This window comes from Labrys sp. E2SS-1L, from assembly GCF_057073705.1.
Genome location: NZ_CP172713.1, coordinates 911,795 through 928,727, shown reverse-complemented (window position 1 = coordinate 928,727; position 16,933 = coordinate 911,795). Strand labels below are relative to the sequence as shown.

Below are 16,933 nucleotides of genomic sequence, written 5' to 3'. Positions count from 1 at the left end.
ACCGGCCGGGTTGGATGATTGCATGTGGATGTGAGGAAAGTTCCGCATTTTTTGTGGACATTCCACATTTATCGGCACAAGATCATGAGAGAGGACGCCAAGTCCCGTTTCCGGTAGTGACGCCAATTGGTGGGGTTCTCGATGGCAAACGATGCGCCGTCCGCGGAGAAGGAAGACAGATATTCCCGTTCGGTCCAGCCGAACCAGGAACGGGACCGGCTTTCCAAGGAGGTGCGCCAGCAGCGCATCATCGCGCAGCTCTCCGCCGCACCGACCTTGCGTGCCTCGGAACTGGCCGCAGCCCTCGGCGTTTCCGGGGAGACGATCCGGCGTGACCTGCTCGAACTGCATGAGCAGGGCCTGATCAATCGCACCTATGGCGGGGCCTCGCGTCCCTTCGCCCACGAACCGTCACGCAGCGACCGCCGCCACGTGATGATCGCCGAGCGCGAGGCGATCGCCGCCGCCGTCTCGGCCATGATCCTGCCCAAGGAAGTGCTGATGCTGGGCGGCGGCACCACGACCTATCACGTCGCCCGCTTCCTGGCTGCCCGCAACCGCGACATCACCGTCATCACCCATGATTTCGCCGCCGCGATGGCGCTCGGCACCAACCCGACCATCCGCGTGCTGTTCTGTGCCGGCCGCCTCCATGCCAGCGAAGGCTATCTGTTGGGGTCGCAGACCATCGCCAGCATCAACGGCTACGAGGCCAACCGCGCCATCGTCGGGGCCACGGGCCTGGGCGCCCGCGGCATCTACGATGCCGACGAGGAGGCCGGTGCCGTCTACGCCGCCATGGTCCAGCGCGCCGCCGAGGCGATCGTGGTGGCCGATCATGCCAAATTCGACCAGCTCGCGGTCGCCATCTGCTCGCGCTGGGATGCGATCGACCGCCTGGTTACCGACAGGCAGCCGCAAGGCTCGCTCGCCGGCGGCCTCAAGGAGGCCGGCACCGAGGTGATCGTGGCCGGTCCACGAAACGAGAATGCCGGGGAGGGCGCACGCTAACCCTTCACGCCAGGTGGCCGCAGAGCCGCTGACGGGCCCGGTCATCACCAGATTGCCGGCCAGCCATAACAAGATCGAACATCATCCAGACAGACGGAACGGGGCCACCTCATGCATCATCCTGCCATCCGCACGCGACCCGCGGCATCACGGCCGATCCATATCGGTCGGCTCACGTTGGAAATCACGCAGGCCGAGGGGGAACGGATCTGTCATTGCGAGCCGGCCAAGGGCGCCAGCGAGGCCTGCTACATGCTCCTGGTCCCCTTGAGCGGCAGGCTGCACTATGCGCAGGCCGGCCGTACGGGCAGTGTCGGGGCGGGGGAATATGTGCTGCTCAGCCAGATGGAATTTCACGAATTCGCTGCCCAGGCCAATACTGCGCTCATGGTCCTGCGCATTCCCGTGCTGGAATTGCGGGGGCGGCTGACATCGGTGGATGATCACATCGGCCGCCGCTTCGGGGCCAATGTGCAGATGACACGCCTTATGGTGGATCTGCTGCGCAGTGTTGCGGAGGTCTTCGTTGATTGCCCGCCGCCCAATCCGGAAGCGCTCGCCACCGAGATCTTCAGTTTCGTGGCACTTGCCATCGGTGCCGAGGATCGCGGCTCGACCGTGGATGTCCGCAATGCGCGCTACCATCTGCGCCGGCGTATTTTCGAGTTCATCGAGAAAAACCTCGGCGACCAGGAACTGACGCCCCGCAAGATCGCTGCCAGCAGCAGGATTTCGCTGAGCTATCTCTACAGCCTGTTCAACGACGACGACACCACGGTGAGCCAGTTCATGCAGCTCAGGCGCCTGCAGCGGGCCTATGAGCTGCTCGTGGCCGATCCGGGGGGGCGCCTCACGGTCTCGGAGATCGCCTATCAGGTCGGCTTCAAGAACGTCTCGCATTTTTCGCGCAGCTTCAGCCGCCAGTTCAACATGGCGCCGCGCGATGCCCGCCGCACCGCGCAGGAGGCGCCGGAGCTGAAGATGCCGCTGCCGGCGGTGGAGACGCAGGAGCGCCTGCCGCGCCGCGGCTTCACGGCCCATACCCTGCAGGCTTCGCCCTGAGGGCGGGTCTTCGGACCCGCTCAATTGCAACGGCAAGCCCGGCGCTTCCGAGTCTGTTCGGACGCCCTGACTAAAGAACTATGCAAAGGTCGAGAAAAACACCTTTCGTCATGCCCGGTACCGGCACATCAGCCTGATTTCAACGCTCCGTCATGCTACCGCGTCATACCCTCGCCAACGAGACAGTGCCTGGCGCCTTCGTCACGGTTCAATCCCACTTGGAAAGCTGGAACCGCCGGAAAGTCCGGCGCGGTTCAGCTCCAAAGCGCGATCCTGTCTTACTCTGACGACGGCACCTGCGGGATCTTTGCATCGGGAATAGCCGGCTGCGCTCCGGTACGCAGCCGCTCCCTCAGCCCTTGGAACAGGACGTAAAGCGGAGGGATCACAAAGATGCCGATGAAGGAAGCGAGTATCATACCGCCGAAGACGGGTGTACCGACGTTCCGCCGCGCAATCTCAGAGGCGCCGGTGGCGACCACCAAGGGATACAGTCCGAGAATGAAGGCAAGCGACGTCATCATGACGGGACGGAAACGCAGCCGTGCTCCCTCCGTTGCGGCCTCGAGCAAAGGCACCCCCCGCTCGCGCTGCTCCTTTGCGAACTCAACGATCAAAATGCCATTCTTGGCGGCAAGGCCGATCAACACAATCATGCCAATTTGACCATAGAGGTCGAGTGTAAGGTGGCCGATGGTGATCGCGGCAAAAGAGCCGAGAATACCGACCGATACTGATAGCAAGACGGGAACCGGGATGGTCCAGCTCTCATAGAGGGCCACCAGAAAGAGGAAGGCGAACAATACGGCGAAGGCGAGGATGAATCCGGTCTTGCCTTCAGCTCGCTTTTCCTGGAATGCCGTGTCCGTCCACGCTCCGCTGTACCCGTCGGGCAGGGTAGCGGCTGCAACGCGTTCCATCGAGGCAAGTGCCTGCCCCGATGACACGTCAGGAGCGGGGGCACCCTGTATCGTCACCGCTCTCTTGTTGTTGTAGCGAATGAGCGAAGGCGGCCCGACAACGACGCGCACTTCGACGAAGGAACGCAGGGGCACCATCTTGCCGTCCGCGTTGCGGACATTGATGCGATAAATGTCTTCCACAGACTTGCGATCGGCAGCTTCGGCCTGGACCTGGACCTGCCAGGTCCGCCCGAACAGGTTCATATCGTTGACATAGTAGCCGCCGAGCGAGGCCTGAAGGGCCTGGAAAACATCGCTGAGGGAAAGACCCAGGATCTGGGCCTTCTCACGATCGATATCGAGGAACAGCGACGGATTGTTTGCCGAGTAGGTGCTGAATACGCGTGTCAGTTGCGGATCCTGATTGGCCGCCACAGTGAGCCCGCGAACAACTTGGGCCAAGGCCTTCGGATCGCTGCTGCGCAAGTCTTGAAGCACATAGGTGAAACCGCCGCCTGTCCCCAAGCCGACGATCGGCGGAGGGGCGAGCGGAACGACCGAGCCATCCCGAATTTGCCGAAGCTCTGGCCCCAGCCGGGCAATCACCGCGCTGGCCGAGAGGGACCGGTCTTTCCGATCTTCAAATGGCTTGAGCGTTACGACGATGAAGGCGGCGTTAGGCTGAGAGTAGTTGTCGATGAAGTTCAGTCCGATGATCGATGTGTAATCGGCTACGGCGTCCTCCTTCTTCAAGATCGTCTCGGCCTGTCGTATCACATCGCTGGTGCGTGCGACGGACGCTCCTCCCGGCAAGGAAACAACGACGAAGAAAGCCCCCTGATCGTCCTCGGGAAGGAATCCGGTCGGTGTCTTCTTTCCCAGGAGAAAGACGCCCCCCATCGCAGCGCCCACGCCAACGATGCCGATCACGGCAAAGCGTACCAAACGCGCTACGACGGCGCCGTACCCGTCCCGGATCCGGTCGATAGCGCGCATGACATAGCCGATCGGGCCACGCTTGGGGCCATGGGATCCCGGTTTTAGGAGAATGCCACACAGTGCCGGGGACAATGTCAGGGCGTTGATTGCCGATAGCAGCATGCCAACGGCGACCGTGACCGCGAATTGCCGGAACAATTCACCGGAAATTCCAGGAATGAATGCAACCGGAACGAACACCGACAGGAGGACGAGGGTAACGGCGACGATCGGGGCGGTGATCTCCGCCATGGCTTTCTTGGTGGCATCGGCAGCCGACAGTTCCGGGTGCTCTTCCATGATGCGTTCGACGTTCTCGACGACCACGATCGCGTCATCGACGACAATGCCGATGGACAGCACGATGGCGAGCAGGGAAACGGTATTGGCCGAGTAGCCGATCGCATTCAGAACGATGAAACTGCCAATCAAGCTGACAGGAACAGCCAAGGTCGGGATCAGCGTCGCCCGGACGCTGCCCAGGAAGAGATAAACGACGAAGACGACAAGAATGAACGCCTCGATCAGCGTCTTCTGGACCTCATGGATCGTATCCTTGACGAAGACGGTCGGATCATAGGTCACCTTCCAATCAAGATCGTCCGGAAATTTTGCGGCAAGCTCGGTCATGCGCGCCCGCACCGCGTCGAGGGTGGTAATGGCGTTGGCCCCCGGCGATTGATAGAGCGCGAGCACCGCCGAAGGACCGCCATTGAAGAGCGTCTCACGATCCAAATTGGCAGCGCCGAGTTCCAGCCGGGCGACATCTCCCAGATGCAGGAGCGACCCGTCGGGATTGGTCCGCAACACGATTTTCTGGAAGTCCTCGATCGAACTGAGCCGCCCCTTGGTCTGCAAGTTCAGCTGCAGCTGCTGATCGTCCGAGATCGGGCGTGCGCCGATCCGCCCCACTGCTGCCTGGACGTTCTGCGCCTGGATTGCACGAATTATGTCGCCAACCGCGAGATTGAGTCCTGTCAGGCGATCTGTGCGCACCCATGCTCTAACGGCATAGTCCTGCGGTCCCCACAGACTGGCATCACCAACGCCCGGTATGCTTTTCAGGTCGTCGAGGAGGTTGATTGTGGCGTAGTTCGAGATAAACAGAGGATCATAAGTGTGCTTTGGCGAGTATATGGCCAGAACACCAAGGAGCGCCGAGGACTTCTTTTTGACGGTGACGCCCTGCTTCTGGACGTCTTGGGGAAGCTTGGAAATCGCAGTCTGGACGCGATTATTCATATTGACGGTATTGATGTCCGGATCGGTTCCAAGTTCGAAAGAGCCGATGAGCGAATAGCTGCCATCATTGCCGCTGACGCTCTTCATATACATCAGCTTATCGACACCCACGACTTGCGCCTCGATAGGCTGTGCAATCGTCGCATCGATAATGTCGGCGGAAGCGCCTGGATAGGATGTCGTGACCGAAACCTGCGGCGGGACAATGTCTGGATATTGCGCGATAGGGATGACAAACAAGGAGAGCAGACCGGCTATCACCGTGATGATGGCAATGACAATTGCCAGGCGCGGCCTATCGACGAAAACCGAGGAGAGCATGGCTTACTTTCCCTCGCCTATGATCGTCGCAGGTGTGGCTCTCACCGGTGTTCCCGCGCGAAGGCTTTGGAAACCCTCCGTGACCACCTGTTCTCCACCGGACAATCCATCGGCAATGATTGCGCTAGCGCCACTTTCGCCCGCTGTCTTGATGCGTTTGACGACAGCCTTGCCATCCTCCACCACGAAGACGTAGATGCCGGCTTGATCGGCAATCAGCGCAATCTGGGGCACGAGCACTCGTTCTTGCGGTTTACCTGTCTGAAGCTCGACCTTGACCAATTGCCCATCGATCAAGGTGCCCGATGGATTCGGTATATCGGCCCGGATAACGACCGTGTCCGTGAGACGATCGACTGTCACATCAACGAAATTTATCTTACCGACCTGGTCGTAGAGTGTCCCGTCGGAGAAGCGGACCCTGACTTCGACAGCTTTGCCCTCGCCGGTTTTTCTCGCTTGGCTCAGATCTCGCTGGCTGACCGGAAAGGTCACATGCATCAGGTCTTGACTGACAAGTGTTGCCAGAACACCGCTGTCTGGCCCAACAATATTGCCCTTGGTCACGGCAGTTCTACCAATGCGGCCAGCGATCGGCGCGTAAATATCGGTGTAGCCAAGGTTGATCATCGCTGTTTGAAGGCTTGCTTGCGCCGATGTTACGCCACCTTTGGTTTGGGCCTCCTGGGCAACGGCCTGGTCTCTGGCGACGACGGTTCCCGCATTGCGTGCAACGAGGTCTTCCGCGCGTTGGCGCTGGATGGTTGCGAGCGTCAGTTCGGCCTTCACCCGCTCAAGAGCGCCTTGAGCTTGTTCGACGTCGGCCTGAAACAGCGATTTCTCGATCTTGTAGAGGGGGGCTCCCACAGCAACGGTGTCGCCTTCGCGAAACGACACGTCATCCAGCACGCCCTTGACGCGGGCCCTGATCTCGACACGCTCCGGCGCCTCGATACGGCCAACGAAGTCGACCGATTGCGTGACAGGGCGACGCTCGGCAACGACGGTGGAGACCGGCACCGCCGGGACATCCGCGGCAATCGAAAAAGCCGAAAAGGAGAAAGAAAACGAAAGACCGATTATTGAAGCATAGCCTCCACGCCGCACAGCGTTTAACCAGCTCATCGACTTTTCCTTCCATAAATCTCTTACACGGTGTCAGATCTTGAGTTTCAGTTCATGAGATAGGCTTTAGTGTGCGTTTTCTATTGCGGCTTACATTATGCCAGTCGTGTGAAAGAGATAAATTTCGGGCCTTTTCAGTAAGATATTTGGTTTTTGGCGAGTGTTTCTTTCGTGTACGCTTATTTTTGAAGATTTATATTAGAAACAAATTGCCATTTCAGTGCACGGAGTAGTTGTTCATTCCAATTTCGTAACAGTGCGTGTCCCGCTGTAAAAATAGAGCTTCATGATGGGAGCCACTCAAAGGGGCGGCGCACCCTGGGCCAGTTTCGAACAACCACATTTTTTCTTCCAACCACAGTACCCCTGCGAACCACCCGTCTGTTTCCCGGAATGATCCTCCGATCTCCTCGGCGAATATGGGGTCTGCCCAGCGGATGGCGTGCCATGGCCCGGCGCGCTGCGATTTGAGTCGTTCCGTTATTCAACAACGCCTGACTGCCATCGACGCCGCCAGCCGGCATGGCTTGGGCGATATGCGACGAAGCAGGCGCTATAACGATGGCAAGCAATCCGCCTAAGCATCTCACAATTTAGCTCCCTCATAGGCGTAACAAGCACCCTTATATGAGGTACATCACCAGTTCGGCCATCTAAAGCGAACCTCCTGATTTTTTTAAAAAAACTAAACCAACACTGGTGCTATTTCCACATATATTTTTAGAGCTTTTCATGGATGATGAGTTGATCTTAATCCTTCAAACTCGACCGATTTTGTTTGGATTTTTCACCTAATTTTCTCGATTGGAAAAATGAGCGGAAGACGATGAAGGCGTCGAAGTTCTCGGCCGCGTAGAAAATGGCTCTACTGAAGCAGGGTAATGAGGGTATCTCACCCGCAGATATTTGCGGCGCAGTGAGCGACAACCGGCGCTGATCTACCTTAATTGTAAAAATATGTAGGCACACTTTCGCCGGAGATGAAGAAGCCAAAGCAGCAAGAGGATAAGCGCGTGCGGTTGAAGAAGACCGCCGTGGACCCAACGCCGGATCGCGAACGGTTGCAGGACGTCATTCGTCGAAACCTCCAAGGCCTGCCTGGAAGCGGCAGGTGGTGCATGGCATGCCCTGCGATTGGATGATTTCGGTCTGCTCGACGGTATCGTTCGTCGCCCGATATAGGCTGTGCTGGGTCTGGGCCACCATCTGAGGGATTGGTTCGCAGAACACCGTACTCGGCCGGACCCTGTTGGCATCGTCCAGAGTCGATCGCGGCACCGCAACCCCGCCGACATGGTACAAGCGGGCAGCCGTAGGCTTGATCCGGGCATCCCGATCGCGCTTCTCGTCGAGATCGCGCACTCGGATCTACACCGGACACCTCGTCCGGCGGGGGACGAGCCCGGTGATGACAAAATGTCGAGGTTGCTGCGACTGGCGGGCAGCTTCAGATCTGCCGCAGCCAGCTTTCCCAGCGCGGGTCGTACATTACCTGGCGCGCGCGCATATATTTCCACACGCCATATTTCTGATAATCGAAGTCCCAGCTGTTGAGCTTGCGGTTCACCACGGCCCAGCTTGCCCATTTGACGTCGGCCAGCGCCCGGTTGAGCATGACGCGGGCCACCATGTCGGGCCGGACCGAGCCGCAATATTCCTCGATCAGTTCCAGGGTCTTCTGCTCGTCGTAGAACATCTCGGCGAACAGCACGCCGAGCTCATAGGCGCGTTCATTGTTGGAAGCGAACTCGTAGTCGATCAACTTCATCGGCCGCGAGTTGGGGGCACCATCGGCACTGATCAGGAAATTGCCGGGCATGGGATCGTTGAAACAGGGCACGAGATCGAGCCCTGAGGCGAGGAAGGCGGCCTTGGCCTGGCGATAGCGATGCTCGATCCACGGCATGGCCGGCGGGAAATGCGCGCCGAGCTCGCGGCCCTGCTCCATATGCTCCTCGATCATGTCGAAGATGGTCTTGGTCAGCGAAAGCGCCGGGCTTGCATGCAGGCGGCGATAGATGCCGAGCACGTCGACCTGGATGGCGGGGTCGGAGAAATCGGCATTGGTGCAGGCCCGATAGCCATCCAGGAATTCGCTGATCTCCAGCCCATCCGCTGCGTCGAAGAACACCACTTCCGGCGCCACGTCGATGGCGTGGGCGTTGCGCGCGGCTTCGTTGGCGGCAACGCGGTCGATGAACATTTCGGATCCCGCGCCGGGCACCTTGATGAAATAGCGCCTGGTGTCGCCCTCGATCTCGGCGACCCAGTTCTGGTTCATCAGCCCGCCGACCAAAGCGGTGTAGTGCACGCCGCGGCCCTGCCAGGACGGTACCCTGGCGACGGCCTGTTCCAGACGGTGTTCGGCTTCGCTTGCGGCCTCGCCGAGGTGTTTCTTGACGGACATCAGATCCTCCGCAGCGCTTCGCCGAAACGCGGCGAGTGCACGGCCATGCGGCAGCGCACCAGGCGCCAGCTGGCGAATTTATGGAATTCCAGGGTGTTGCGCGGCGAGCGGGCGGCGACCAGCGTGCCGATCAGGCCCCAGCGCAGGTCATCTGCCACGCCATAGAGCCAGGCTCGGTTGTAGGCGGCCTCGTCGAAGCCGCCCTGGCTGCGGGCGAAAGCATCGCGCGCCTCCGGTTCCTGGTCGAAGGCCTCGGCGAGGAAGCTGCCGAGATCCTCCAGCGGGTCGGCATTGCCGGCCCTGTCCCAGTCGACCAGGCGAATGTCGCCGGCCTCGCTGATCATGATGTTGGAGACGTTGCCGTCGCCATGGCTGGGAACCGCGGCCTTCCGCCCCGGCACCAGCGCCTCGCCGGCATAGCGAAGTTCCGCCAGCAGCCAGTCGGCATCGACAGGCAATTGGCCCTTGGCTGCGCGGGTATCCCGATGGAAACGCTCGATCTCGTCGAAGACACTGGCGGTGCGGGGGAGGGCTGGGCTCGCCTGGAAACGTCGTCGCGCCGCCAGGACGCGATCGACAATATCCTCCTCGAGCAAGCGCTCCAATGTGGCGGTGCGCCAGCCGGCGTCGAGATCTTCCGTCACCAGGCCACCCGTGCTCTCGTCCGCAAGGTAGACATGGGGACCTATGCCGAGTTCGGAGGCCTGCCGCGCCGCCTGGAAGGCGCAGGCGACGTCGATATAGAAGGCGGCGTCGGGATGCATGAGCTTGACGAACAGGCTGTCGCCGCTCGCCTTGTCGCGTACCCGCCAGGGTGAACCATCGACACCCCGCCAACTCGGTGAGGCAAGCACCGGTATGGCGGGTTCCGTGGTGATCGTGCGCGCCGCCCAGCCGGGCAGCTGTCGGACATGGGCCTCGACCCGTGCCCGCTCCTCCTCGAACATGCTCATTCCGTCGTCGGTCCCCCGGAGCCTCTGCGAAGTCGCCAAGACCTTTGCGACATCTCTGGAATCGCAAAGGCATGTCGAAACAAGGAGCTAGGGCCGGAGCGTTTCGTTTGACGCATTTTGCCCTAGCGATGGTGATTTTGGAGGCGATGGCGCAGGCCATTGCCCCGATCCTATCTTCGCCGCGAAAGGCTGCGGTGAGGATGCCTGATGCTCCATGATTTCTTGTCCGGCAGACCGCGCCTCTACCCGAGCTTCGGCAAAACCCGTTAGGTCGGGCGATATCACCGGCGCCCCTATCCGCGCCGGAACAGGGAGCCTTTCATGTCCATCACCAGCCTTGTCGCCATGAGTGTCGGTGAAATCGTCGACGCCTATGCGGCGGGGGAGCTTTCCCCGGTCGAGGTCACGCAGACGGTGATCGAGCATTCCGAGGCGACCAATGCCGCGGTGAACGCATTGTTCTGCCTGCGGCCGGACGAGGCGCTCGCCACGGCCCGGGCCTCCGAGGCCCGCTACCGGGCCGGCACGCCGGCCGGCGTGCTCGACGGCATCCCGGTCACCGTCAAGGACAGCGTCGCCATGGTGGGCTGGCCCTATACCCACGGCATCGCCGCCAATCGCGACCAGCCGGCCTCTACCTACAATTCGCCGCCGGCCCTCGCTCTCATGGAGACCGGGGCTCCCATCTTCGCCAAGACGACCATGCCCGATTGCGGGCTGATGGCATCCGGCATCAGTTCGCTGCACGGGATCACCCGCAATCCCTGGGGCCTGTCCTGGAACACCGGAGGCTCCTCGGCCGGCGCCGGCGCCTCGGTCGCTGCAGGCATGGGGTTCCTATCGGTCGGCACCGATATTGCCGGCTCGGTGCGCCTGCCTGCGGCCCATTGCGGACTCGCCTCGCTCAAGCCGAGCCATGGCCGGGTGCCGCATCTGCCGCCCGATACCATGCGCATGGCCGGCCCGATGGGACGGCGCGTCGAGGATATCGCCCGCATGTTGAGCGTGCTGACGCGCCCCGACGAGCGCGACACCTGGAGTTTTCCGGGGGACGGTATGCAATATCACCGGCATCTCGAGCGCGACCTCAAGGGGCTGCGCATCGGCGTCCTCACTGATATGGGGTTCGGGCCGAAGCCGGAGCCCGCCGTGCGGGCCGCCGTGGAGGCCGCAGGCCGGCTGCTGGAGGGGGCAGGGGCAATCGTCGAGCCCTTCGTCTCACCGCTCGATCAGGACGCCTATGCGCCCATCGACCTCTATCTGCAGGTTCGGGGCTTCGTCGAGTATAGCGATTTGCCGCCGCATGACGGCAACGGCATCAACCAGTATGTGCGGGACTGGGCCCTGCAGGGGGCTTCGCATTCGGGCGAGGATCTTTTCCGCAGCCTCGGTGTCATCACGAAGATGAAGGCAGCCCTGCTCGCGGCCTTCGAGGGCTGGGACTATGTGATCGCCCCGACCCTGCCCGTGGTGAATTTCCCCGCCGAGGAACCGGGCGTCTCGCGCGAGGTACCGCTGGCGCACACCGTGTTCACGGCTCTCTTCAACCAGACGGGCCAGCCGGCCTCCACCGTCTGCACCGCCTTCGACGATCGGCATCTGCCGATCGGCATCCAGGTCATCGGCCATCGCTGCGACGATCTCGGCGTCCTGCAGGTGACCAAGGCGCTGGAGGACCTCAGGCCGATCACCATGGACTGGCCGCTCCAGCCCCGGGCATGAGGCGCGCATGAGTTCGACATTGAACCAACTGCTGCAGATCTTTGCAAAGATCGGCGCCACGCCGGATGGTGGGGTCTGCCGTCTCACCGGAACGCCTGAAGATGGCGGAGCACGGGTGCGGCTTGCCGCCGAGATCCTCAACCGTCAATTCGGCCTGCATGTCGACCCCATCGGCAACATGTTCGGCATCGCCACCCTTGCCCCATCGTCGCAGGAGGCGGTGATCGTCGGTTCCCATCTCGACAGTCAGCCGACCGGCGGGCGCTACGATGGCGTCTATGGCGTGCTGGCGGGCCTGCTGGCCGTCGAGGCGGTTGTCGCACGCGCGGCGGCGGAACCGGGCAAGGCCAGGCGCAATCTGGTTGTCGCCAACTGGACCAACGAGGAGGGCGCCCGCTTCCAGCCGAGCCTGACCGGCAGCTCGGTCTTTGCCGGGACGCTGGCGCTCGACGCTGCGCTCGGCCTTATCGACGGGGCTGGCGTCGCCCTGGGCGAGGCGCTGGCCGCCATCGGCTATCGCGGTACGGCAGACTTGCCCCTGCAGCCCCGGCGCTATGTCGAGCTTCATGTCGAACAGGGCCCTCTGCTGGAAGAGGAAGGTATCGAGATCGGCGTCGTCACCGGCTGCTGGGCTGCGCGCAAGCTGTCTCTGGTCTTTCACGGCGAGCCCTCGCATACCGGCCCGACGCGCATGGCGCGTCGCCGCGATGCGCTGCGAGCCGCCGCCAGGGCGATCGAACTGCATCATCAGCTGATCGAAGCGAGCGGCAGCGGTGCCCATGCTTCGGCGGCCCGCATCACCGTCGATCCCAATTCGCCCAATGTGACGCCGAGCCGGGTCCAGGTCTGGTTCGAGTTCCGCCATGAGGAGGCGGCTGTGGCCGTTGCGCTGGGCGATGCTTTTCTGGCTGAGGCGCAGGCTGCGGTGGCGCCTCTGGGTGTCGACATCGAGATCGCGGTCGATGAGCAGCGCGGCACGGCGAGCCTCGATCCGCACGGTGCGGCATTGACCACGGCGGTCGCCCGGGAACTGGATCTGTCTTCTATGGAAATGAAGACGATCGCAGGCCATGATGCGCTCGCCCTTAACAAGCGCATGCCGGCGTCGCTGATCTTCGTGCCGAGCCAAGGCGGCCTCAGCCACAACCCCGCCGAATTCACCGACGAAGCCGCGCTCGACAAGGGGCTGGCAGTGCTGACGGAAGTGCTCTGGCAGCTGGTGACGGAGGAGTAGGGTTCGGGGTACTTGAAACCCGACCGGGAGAGGTGCAATCAGCCTTCTCCCCTTGTGGGAGAAGGTGGCCGAGCGTGCGAGGTCGGATGAGGGGTGAAACGCAGCCTTGCAGGCTATTCGTGCCACCCCTCATCCGCCCCGTTGGGGCACCTTCTCCCGCAAGGGGAGAAGGTTATTCGTGCTTTATTTTGGACCGCTTAGTCTATTCAAGCCGCTGCCGATTTCTCCCCCGCTTCGGCATCGAGCAAATGGCAAGCGGCGAAGCTGCCCGGGCGGTGTTCCCTTAAGGCGGGCGTCTCGGTGCGGCAGCGCGCGAAAGCCTTGGGGCAGCGGGAGGCGAAGCTGCAGCCGGGTGGGATGTCGATCGGGCTCGGCGGCTCGCCTTCGAGCAGGTAGTCCTTGGGATCGAAGGGCTTTTCTTCCAGCGTCGGGGCCGCCGAGAGCAGGGCCTTGGTATAGGGATGCTGAGGCTCGAAGAAGAGATCGTGATTATCGGCGATCTCGACCATTTCGCCCAGATACATCACCGCGATGCGGGTACACACTTTCCGGACCATGGCGAGGTCATGGGAGATGAAGACATAGGTAAGATCGTTCTTCTCCTGCAGGCTGGAGAACAGCTCGATGAGCTTGGCCTGTTCGCGCTGGTCGAGGGCGGACAGGGTCTCGTCGAGGATCAGCAGCTTGGGCGAGAGCACGAGGGCGCGGGCGATCGAGATGCGCTGGCGCTCGCCGGTGGAGAGGGCATTCGGCAATTCATCATAGAGGCGTGGCGACAGGCCGACCTCCTGCATGGCCGCGATCACGCGCTCGCGCAGGGCCTTGCCGGAATGGCTGCCGCGGATCAGCAGGCTTTCCTCGATCATCCGCCCCACCGTTGTGCGCGGCGGCAGGGCATTGTAGGGGTCCTGCAGCAGGAGCTGGAACTCGCCGCGCTTGGCCAGCAATTGCTGGGCGGAGAGCGTGCGCAGCGAGACCCCGCCGAGGATGATGTCGCCCTTGTCCGGCGCCTCCAACCAGGCGAGCAGGCGGGTCAGGGTCGACTTGCCGCAGCCGGATTCGCCGACAATGCCGAAATTCTCGCGCGGCAGGATGTCGAAGCTGACGCCGCGCACCGCCTGGATATGGCGGTAGGTGTTGAAGGTGCCGCGCTTGCGGGCAAGATAGGTGCGATGGGCCTCGGCCACCCGCATCAGCGGCGCGTCGGCGTCGTTGCGGCGCGAGAGTGGTCGTTCGCGCGTCGACCAGATGCGGGGCACGCTGGCGATGGCGCGGCGGGTATAGTCGTCCCCGGGGGCCTGCATCAGCGCAGCAAAGGGCTGTTCCTCCACCAGCCGGCCCTGATGCAGCACGGCGGTGCGGCCGCCGAACTGGCCGAGCGTCGCCAGCGAGGACGACAGGTAGATCGTCGCCGTGTTGTGGCGTTGGCAGAGGTCATGCAGCAGCGCCACGATCTGGGCGGCGATGGTGACGTCGAGGGGCTGGGTGATGTTGTCGGCGATCAGCACGGCGGGTTCCGCGCAGATGGCGTCGACGATCATGGCGCGCTGCATCATGCCGCCGGAGAATTTGGCCGGATATTCGAAATAGCGCTCCTTGGGGGAGGGAATACGCACCTCGCCGAGCAGCTGGATGACGCGCTCCTCGCATTCCTTCCGGCTCCAGGCCGGGCGTACGCTGCGCAGCTTCTCGCAGATCTGCACGCCGACCGGCTGGGTCGGGTCGAGCGAGCTCTGGGGCTTGGAACCGATATAGGCGATGTCGCGGCCGACGATGAAATTATCGCCGGCGGCGTCTCCGGTGATGTCCTTGCCGGCGAACAGCACGGAGCCCCGGCGATAGGTGAGGCTCTCGGGCAGCCAGTTGGCGAGGGCACGGCTCAGCACCGTCTTGCCGGCGCCGCTCTCGCCGTAGATGCCGAGGATTTCGCCGGTATGGAGGGTGAGGGCGATGTCGTCGAGCACCGGCGCCTCGTCGCGCGGCGAGCCGACGGTGAGATGACGGGTTTCCAGGATCGGGGAATTGTCCATCTCAGGCGCCTCCATAGATCTTGTTGCGCGCCTTTTCGAGGGCGGATCCCATCAGGTTGATCGATGTCAGCGCCAGGGCCAGAAACACGCCGGGGCTGGTGGCGATCCACCAGGCATTGATGAGATATTTGCGGCTGTCGGAAATGATCGAGCCGAAGCTCGGCGTCGGCGGCTGGATGCCGAGGCCGAGGAAGCCGAGGATCGCCTCGAAGATCATCATGCGGGCGACGTCCAGCACGGCGACGAAGGCGATCGGGGGCAGGATGTTCGGCGCCGCATAGAGTAGCAGGATGCGCCAGTCGCCGGCGCCCAGCACGCGCAGGCCGCGCACATATTCCTTGCCGCGCTCGGTAACGGCGGCGCTGCGGGCGACGCGGGCATAGAGCGGCCAGCCAGACAGGGCCAGCACGATGATGATGGTGTGCACCTCAGGCTTGGTTACGCCCAGGATGGTGATGGCCAGGATGATCATCGGGATCGAGAGCTGCGCGTCGGTGATGCGCATGATGATGGTGTCCCACCAGCCGCCCTTGAAGCCGGCGAGCAGGCCGAGTCCGCAGCCGATCAGGAAGACCAGCGCCACGGTGACCACACCGATCAGCAGCGAATAGCGCAGGCCGATCAGGCAACGCAGCAGCATGTCGCGGCCGAGCTGGTCGGTGCCGAGTGGATGCAGCCAGGTCCATTTCTCGCCCAGGAACAGCGGCGGAAGGAACTTGTCCTTCACCACCATCTTGGTGGCTGAGATCGAGGAGAGCTCCGGATAGATCGCCGAGGTGAGGAGCAGCGCCAGGAAGACGAACAGGCCGACGCGAAAGCTCGGCATGGCCCAGGCGCTGGCCAGGATGCGCCGGCTGATCGACTGGGCCCGTTCATAGGTGGGCGCGGCGTCGCTGGTCACGATGCTCATGCTCAGATCTCCACGCGGGGGTCGATGAGATAGGCCACGAGATCGACCAGGATGTTGATGAAGACGAAGACGGCGCTGGTGGTGATGGCGATGCCCTGGATCACCGGAAAGTCGCGGCCGAGCACGGAGACCACGGTGAGATTGCCCAGGCCCGGATAGTCGAAGATGTATTCGATCACCAGCACGCCGCCGATCAGGGTGGAGAGCTGGATGCCGAGCAGGTTGACCAGCGGCACCGAGGCGTTGCGCAGGGCGTGGGAATAGACGATGCGCCGGCGCGACAGGCCGCGCACGCGGGCTTCGTCGATGAAGGGCGCCTGCATCACCTCGCCCAGGGAGGTGGTCAGGGTGCGGATGATGAAGGGCGAAATCTCGACCGCCAGCACGAAGGCCGGCAGCAGCACATAGCTGAAGCCCTTGTAGCCCAGCGCCGGCAACCAATCGAGCTTCACCGACAGGAACAGGATCAGCACGATGGCGAGCCAGAAATTCGGGATGGAGACGAAGAGCGACTGCACGCCGAAGGCCAGGGCATTGGGCCAGCCATGCTGGTTGAGCCCGCCCGCGAGCCCGATCGGAAAGGAGATCAGCAAAGCGAAGACCAGGGCGACGCCGGCCAGCTGCAGGGTCAGCGGCAGGCGCTCGAGGATGAGGTCGGCCACCGGCGCCATCTCGGCCTTGGTCGGATCGACATATTGCCCGCCCGCCGCGACGCCGCCGCTGCGCGGCCTGATATAGGATTGACCGAGATCGCCCTTGGCCAGGCCCATCATGTAGCGGCCATATTGCACGATGATCGGATCGCGCAGCCCCATCTTGGTGGCGACTTCCTCGACGACATTGTCCGGCGCCATGCCGCCCACGATCAGGCGGACGGGGTCGCCGGGGACCACGCGCAGCAGGGTGAAGATGATCAGCGACGTCAGGGCCACGATGAGCAGGCCCTGGGCGATCCGCTTGATCAGGAATTCGACAATCAGCATCGGCAAACAGTCTCGCGTCCAAACAACCGCTGGAAAAAAGTGGAGCCGGCCGG

The 16,933-nt window shown here is 62.5% G+C and carries 12 protein-coding genes; 4 read left to right on the top strand and 8 right to left on the bottom strand.

Annotated elements, in window-relative coordinates:
* The first annotated feature begins 141 nt into the window (after positions 1-141).
* Together ACIGJE_RS29880 and ACIGJE_RS29875 are read left to right on the top strand one after the other, a co-directional pair.
* Complete coding sequence (locus ACIGJE_RS29880; protein ID WP_311943960.1) at positions 142-1,011, top strand: DeoR/GlpR family DNA-binding transcription regulator; 870 nt, start codon at positions 142-144, stop codon at positions 1,009-1,011.
* Between the two features lie 111 nt (positions 1,012-1,122).
* A complete protein-coding gene (locus ACIGJE_RS29875; RefSeq protein ID WP_483680410.1) occupies positions 1,123-2,073 on the top strand; it encodes a helix-turn-helix domain-containing protein in 951 nt (316 codons plus the stop codon).
* 278 nt (positions 2,074-2,351) lie between these two features.
* On the opposite strand, the gene ACIGJE_RS29870 is transcribed toward ACIGJE_RS29875, so the two are convergent.
* The 5 genes from ACIGJE_RS29870 to ACIGJE_RS29850 all read right to left on the bottom strand — a co-directional run bounded on the left by ACIGJE_RS29870 (position 2,352) and on the right by ACIGJE_RS29850 (position 10,001).
* Positions 2,352-5,516, bottom strand: a complete 3,165-nt coding sequence (locus ACIGJE_RS29870; RefSeq protein ID WP_483680408.1) for an efflux RND transporter permease subunit — start codon at positions 5,514-5,516, stop codon at positions 2,352-2,354.
* A gap of 3 nt (positions 5,517-5,519) precedes the next feature.
* Entirely contained in the window at positions 5,520-6,641 is a 1,122-nt protein-coding gene (locus tag ACIGJE_RS29865) for an efflux RND transporter periplasmic adaptor subunit (protein WP_483680406.1), read from the bottom strand.
* 1,071 nt (positions 6,642-7,712) lie between these two features.
* The gene (locus tag ACIGJE_RS29860; RefSeq protein WP_483680404.1) at positions 7,713-8,003 is read right to left on the bottom strand and encodes a hypothetical protein; all 291 of its coding nucleotides are present in this window, start codon (positions 8,001-8,003) and stop codon (positions 7,713-7,715) included.
* 85 nt (positions 8,004-8,088) lie between these two features.
* A complete protein-coding gene (locus ACIGJE_RS29855; protein ID WP_415085447.1) occupies positions 8,089-9,048 on the bottom strand; it encodes a phosphotransferase in 960 nt (319 codons plus the stop codon).
* Positions 9,048-10,001, bottom strand: coding sequence for a phosphotransferase (locus tag ACIGJE_RS29850; protein ID WP_483680402.1), 954 nt, complete (start codon positions 9,999-10,001; stop codon positions 9,048-9,050). Before ACIGJE_RS29850 ends, ACIGJE_RS29855 begins: the two co-directional genes overlap by 1 nt.
* A 321-nt stretch (positions 10,002-10,322) precedes the next feature.
* Here ACIGJE_RS29850 and ACIGJE_RS29845 point away from each other — a divergent pair, with 321 nt between their 5' ends.
* Positions 10,323-11,723 (top strand): amidase, encoded by a 1,401-nt coding sequence (locus tag ACIGJE_RS29845; protein WP_483680400.1) that lies wholly within the window; start codon positions 10,323-10,325, stop codon positions 11,721-11,723.
* 7 nt (positions 11,724-11,730) lie between these two features.
* Positions 11,731-12,957, top strand: a complete 1,227-nt coding sequence (locus tag ACIGJE_RS29840; protein WP_483680399.1) for an allantoate amidohydrolase — start codon at positions 11,731-11,733, stop codon at positions 12,955-12,957.
* A gap of 206 nt (positions 12,958-13,163) precedes the next feature.
* Here the strand turns inward: ACIGJE_RS29840 and ACIGJE_RS29835 are convergent, their stop codons facing one another.
* Genes ACIGJE_RS29835 through ACIGJE_RS29825 form a run of 3 tightly spaced genes read right to left on the bottom strand, consistent with a single transcriptional unit; the run spans position 13,164 to position 16,880 of the window.
* Entirely contained in the window at positions 13,164-14,987 is a 1,824-nt protein-coding gene (locus tag ACIGJE_RS29835) for an ABC transporter ATP-binding protein (protein WP_440724901.1), read from the bottom strand.
* 1 nt (position 14,988) lies between these two features.
* Positions 14,989-15,897: an ABC transporter permease gene (locus ACIGJE_RS29830; protein WP_394313601.1), complete on the bottom strand. Its 909-nt coding sequence runs from the start codon at positions 15,895-15,897 to the stop codon at positions 14,989-14,991.
* Between the two features lie 2 nt (positions 15,898-15,899).
* Complete coding sequence (locus ACIGJE_RS29825; protein ID WP_105860342.1) at positions 15,900-16,880, bottom strand: ABC transporter permease; 981 nt, start codon at positions 16,878-16,880, stop codon at positions 15,900-15,902.
* Positions 16,881-16,933 lie beyond the last annotated feature (53 nt).

Excerpts from the sequence above, each read along its gene's own strand:
- ACIGJE_RS29880 (WP_311943960.1), top strand. The coding sequence starts at position 142 with ATGGCAAACGATGCGCCGTCCGCGGAGAAGGAAGACAGATATTCCCGT.
- ACIGJE_RS29875 (WP_483680410.1), top strand. The coding sequence starts at position 1,123 with ATGCATCATCCTGCCATCCGCACGCGACCCGCGGCATCACGGCCGATC.
- ACIGJE_RS29870 (WP_483680408.1), bottom strand. The coding sequence starts at position 5,516 with ATGCTCTCCTCGGTTTTCGTCGATAGGCCGCGCCTGGCAATTGTCATT.
- ACIGJE_RS29865 (WP_483680406.1), bottom strand. The coding sequence starts at position 6,641 with ATGAGCTGGTTAAACGCTGTGCGGCGTGGAGGCTATGCTTCAATAATC.
- ACIGJE_RS29855 (WP_415085447.1), bottom strand. The coding sequence starts at position 9,048 with ATGTCCGTCAAGAAACACCTCGGCGAGGCCGCAAGCGAAGCCGAACAC.
- ACIGJE_RS29850 (WP_483680402.1), bottom strand. The coding sequence starts at position 10,001 with ATGAGCATGTTCGAGGAGGAGCGGGCACGGGTCGAGGCCCATGTCCGA.
- ACIGJE_RS29845 (WP_483680400.1), top strand. The coding sequence starts at position 10,323 with ATGTCCATCACCAGCCTTGTCGCCATGAGTGTCGGTGAAATCGTCGAC.
- ACIGJE_RS29840 (WP_483680399.1), top strand. The coding sequence starts at position 11,731 with ATGAGTTCGACATTGAACCAACTGCTGCAGATCTTTGCAAAGATCGGC.
- ACIGJE_RS29835 (WP_440724901.1), bottom strand. The coding sequence starts at position 14,987 with ATGGACAATTCCCCGATCCTGGAAACCCGTCATCTCACCGTCGGCTCG.
- ACIGJE_RS29830 (WP_394313601.1), bottom strand. The coding sequence starts at position 15,897 with ATGAGCATCGTGACCAGCGACGCCGCGCCCACCTATGAACGGGCCCAG.
- ACIGJE_RS29825 (WP_105860342.1), bottom strand. The coding sequence starts at position 16,880 with ATGCTGATTGTCGAATTCCTGATCAAGCGGATCGCCCAGGGCCTGCTC.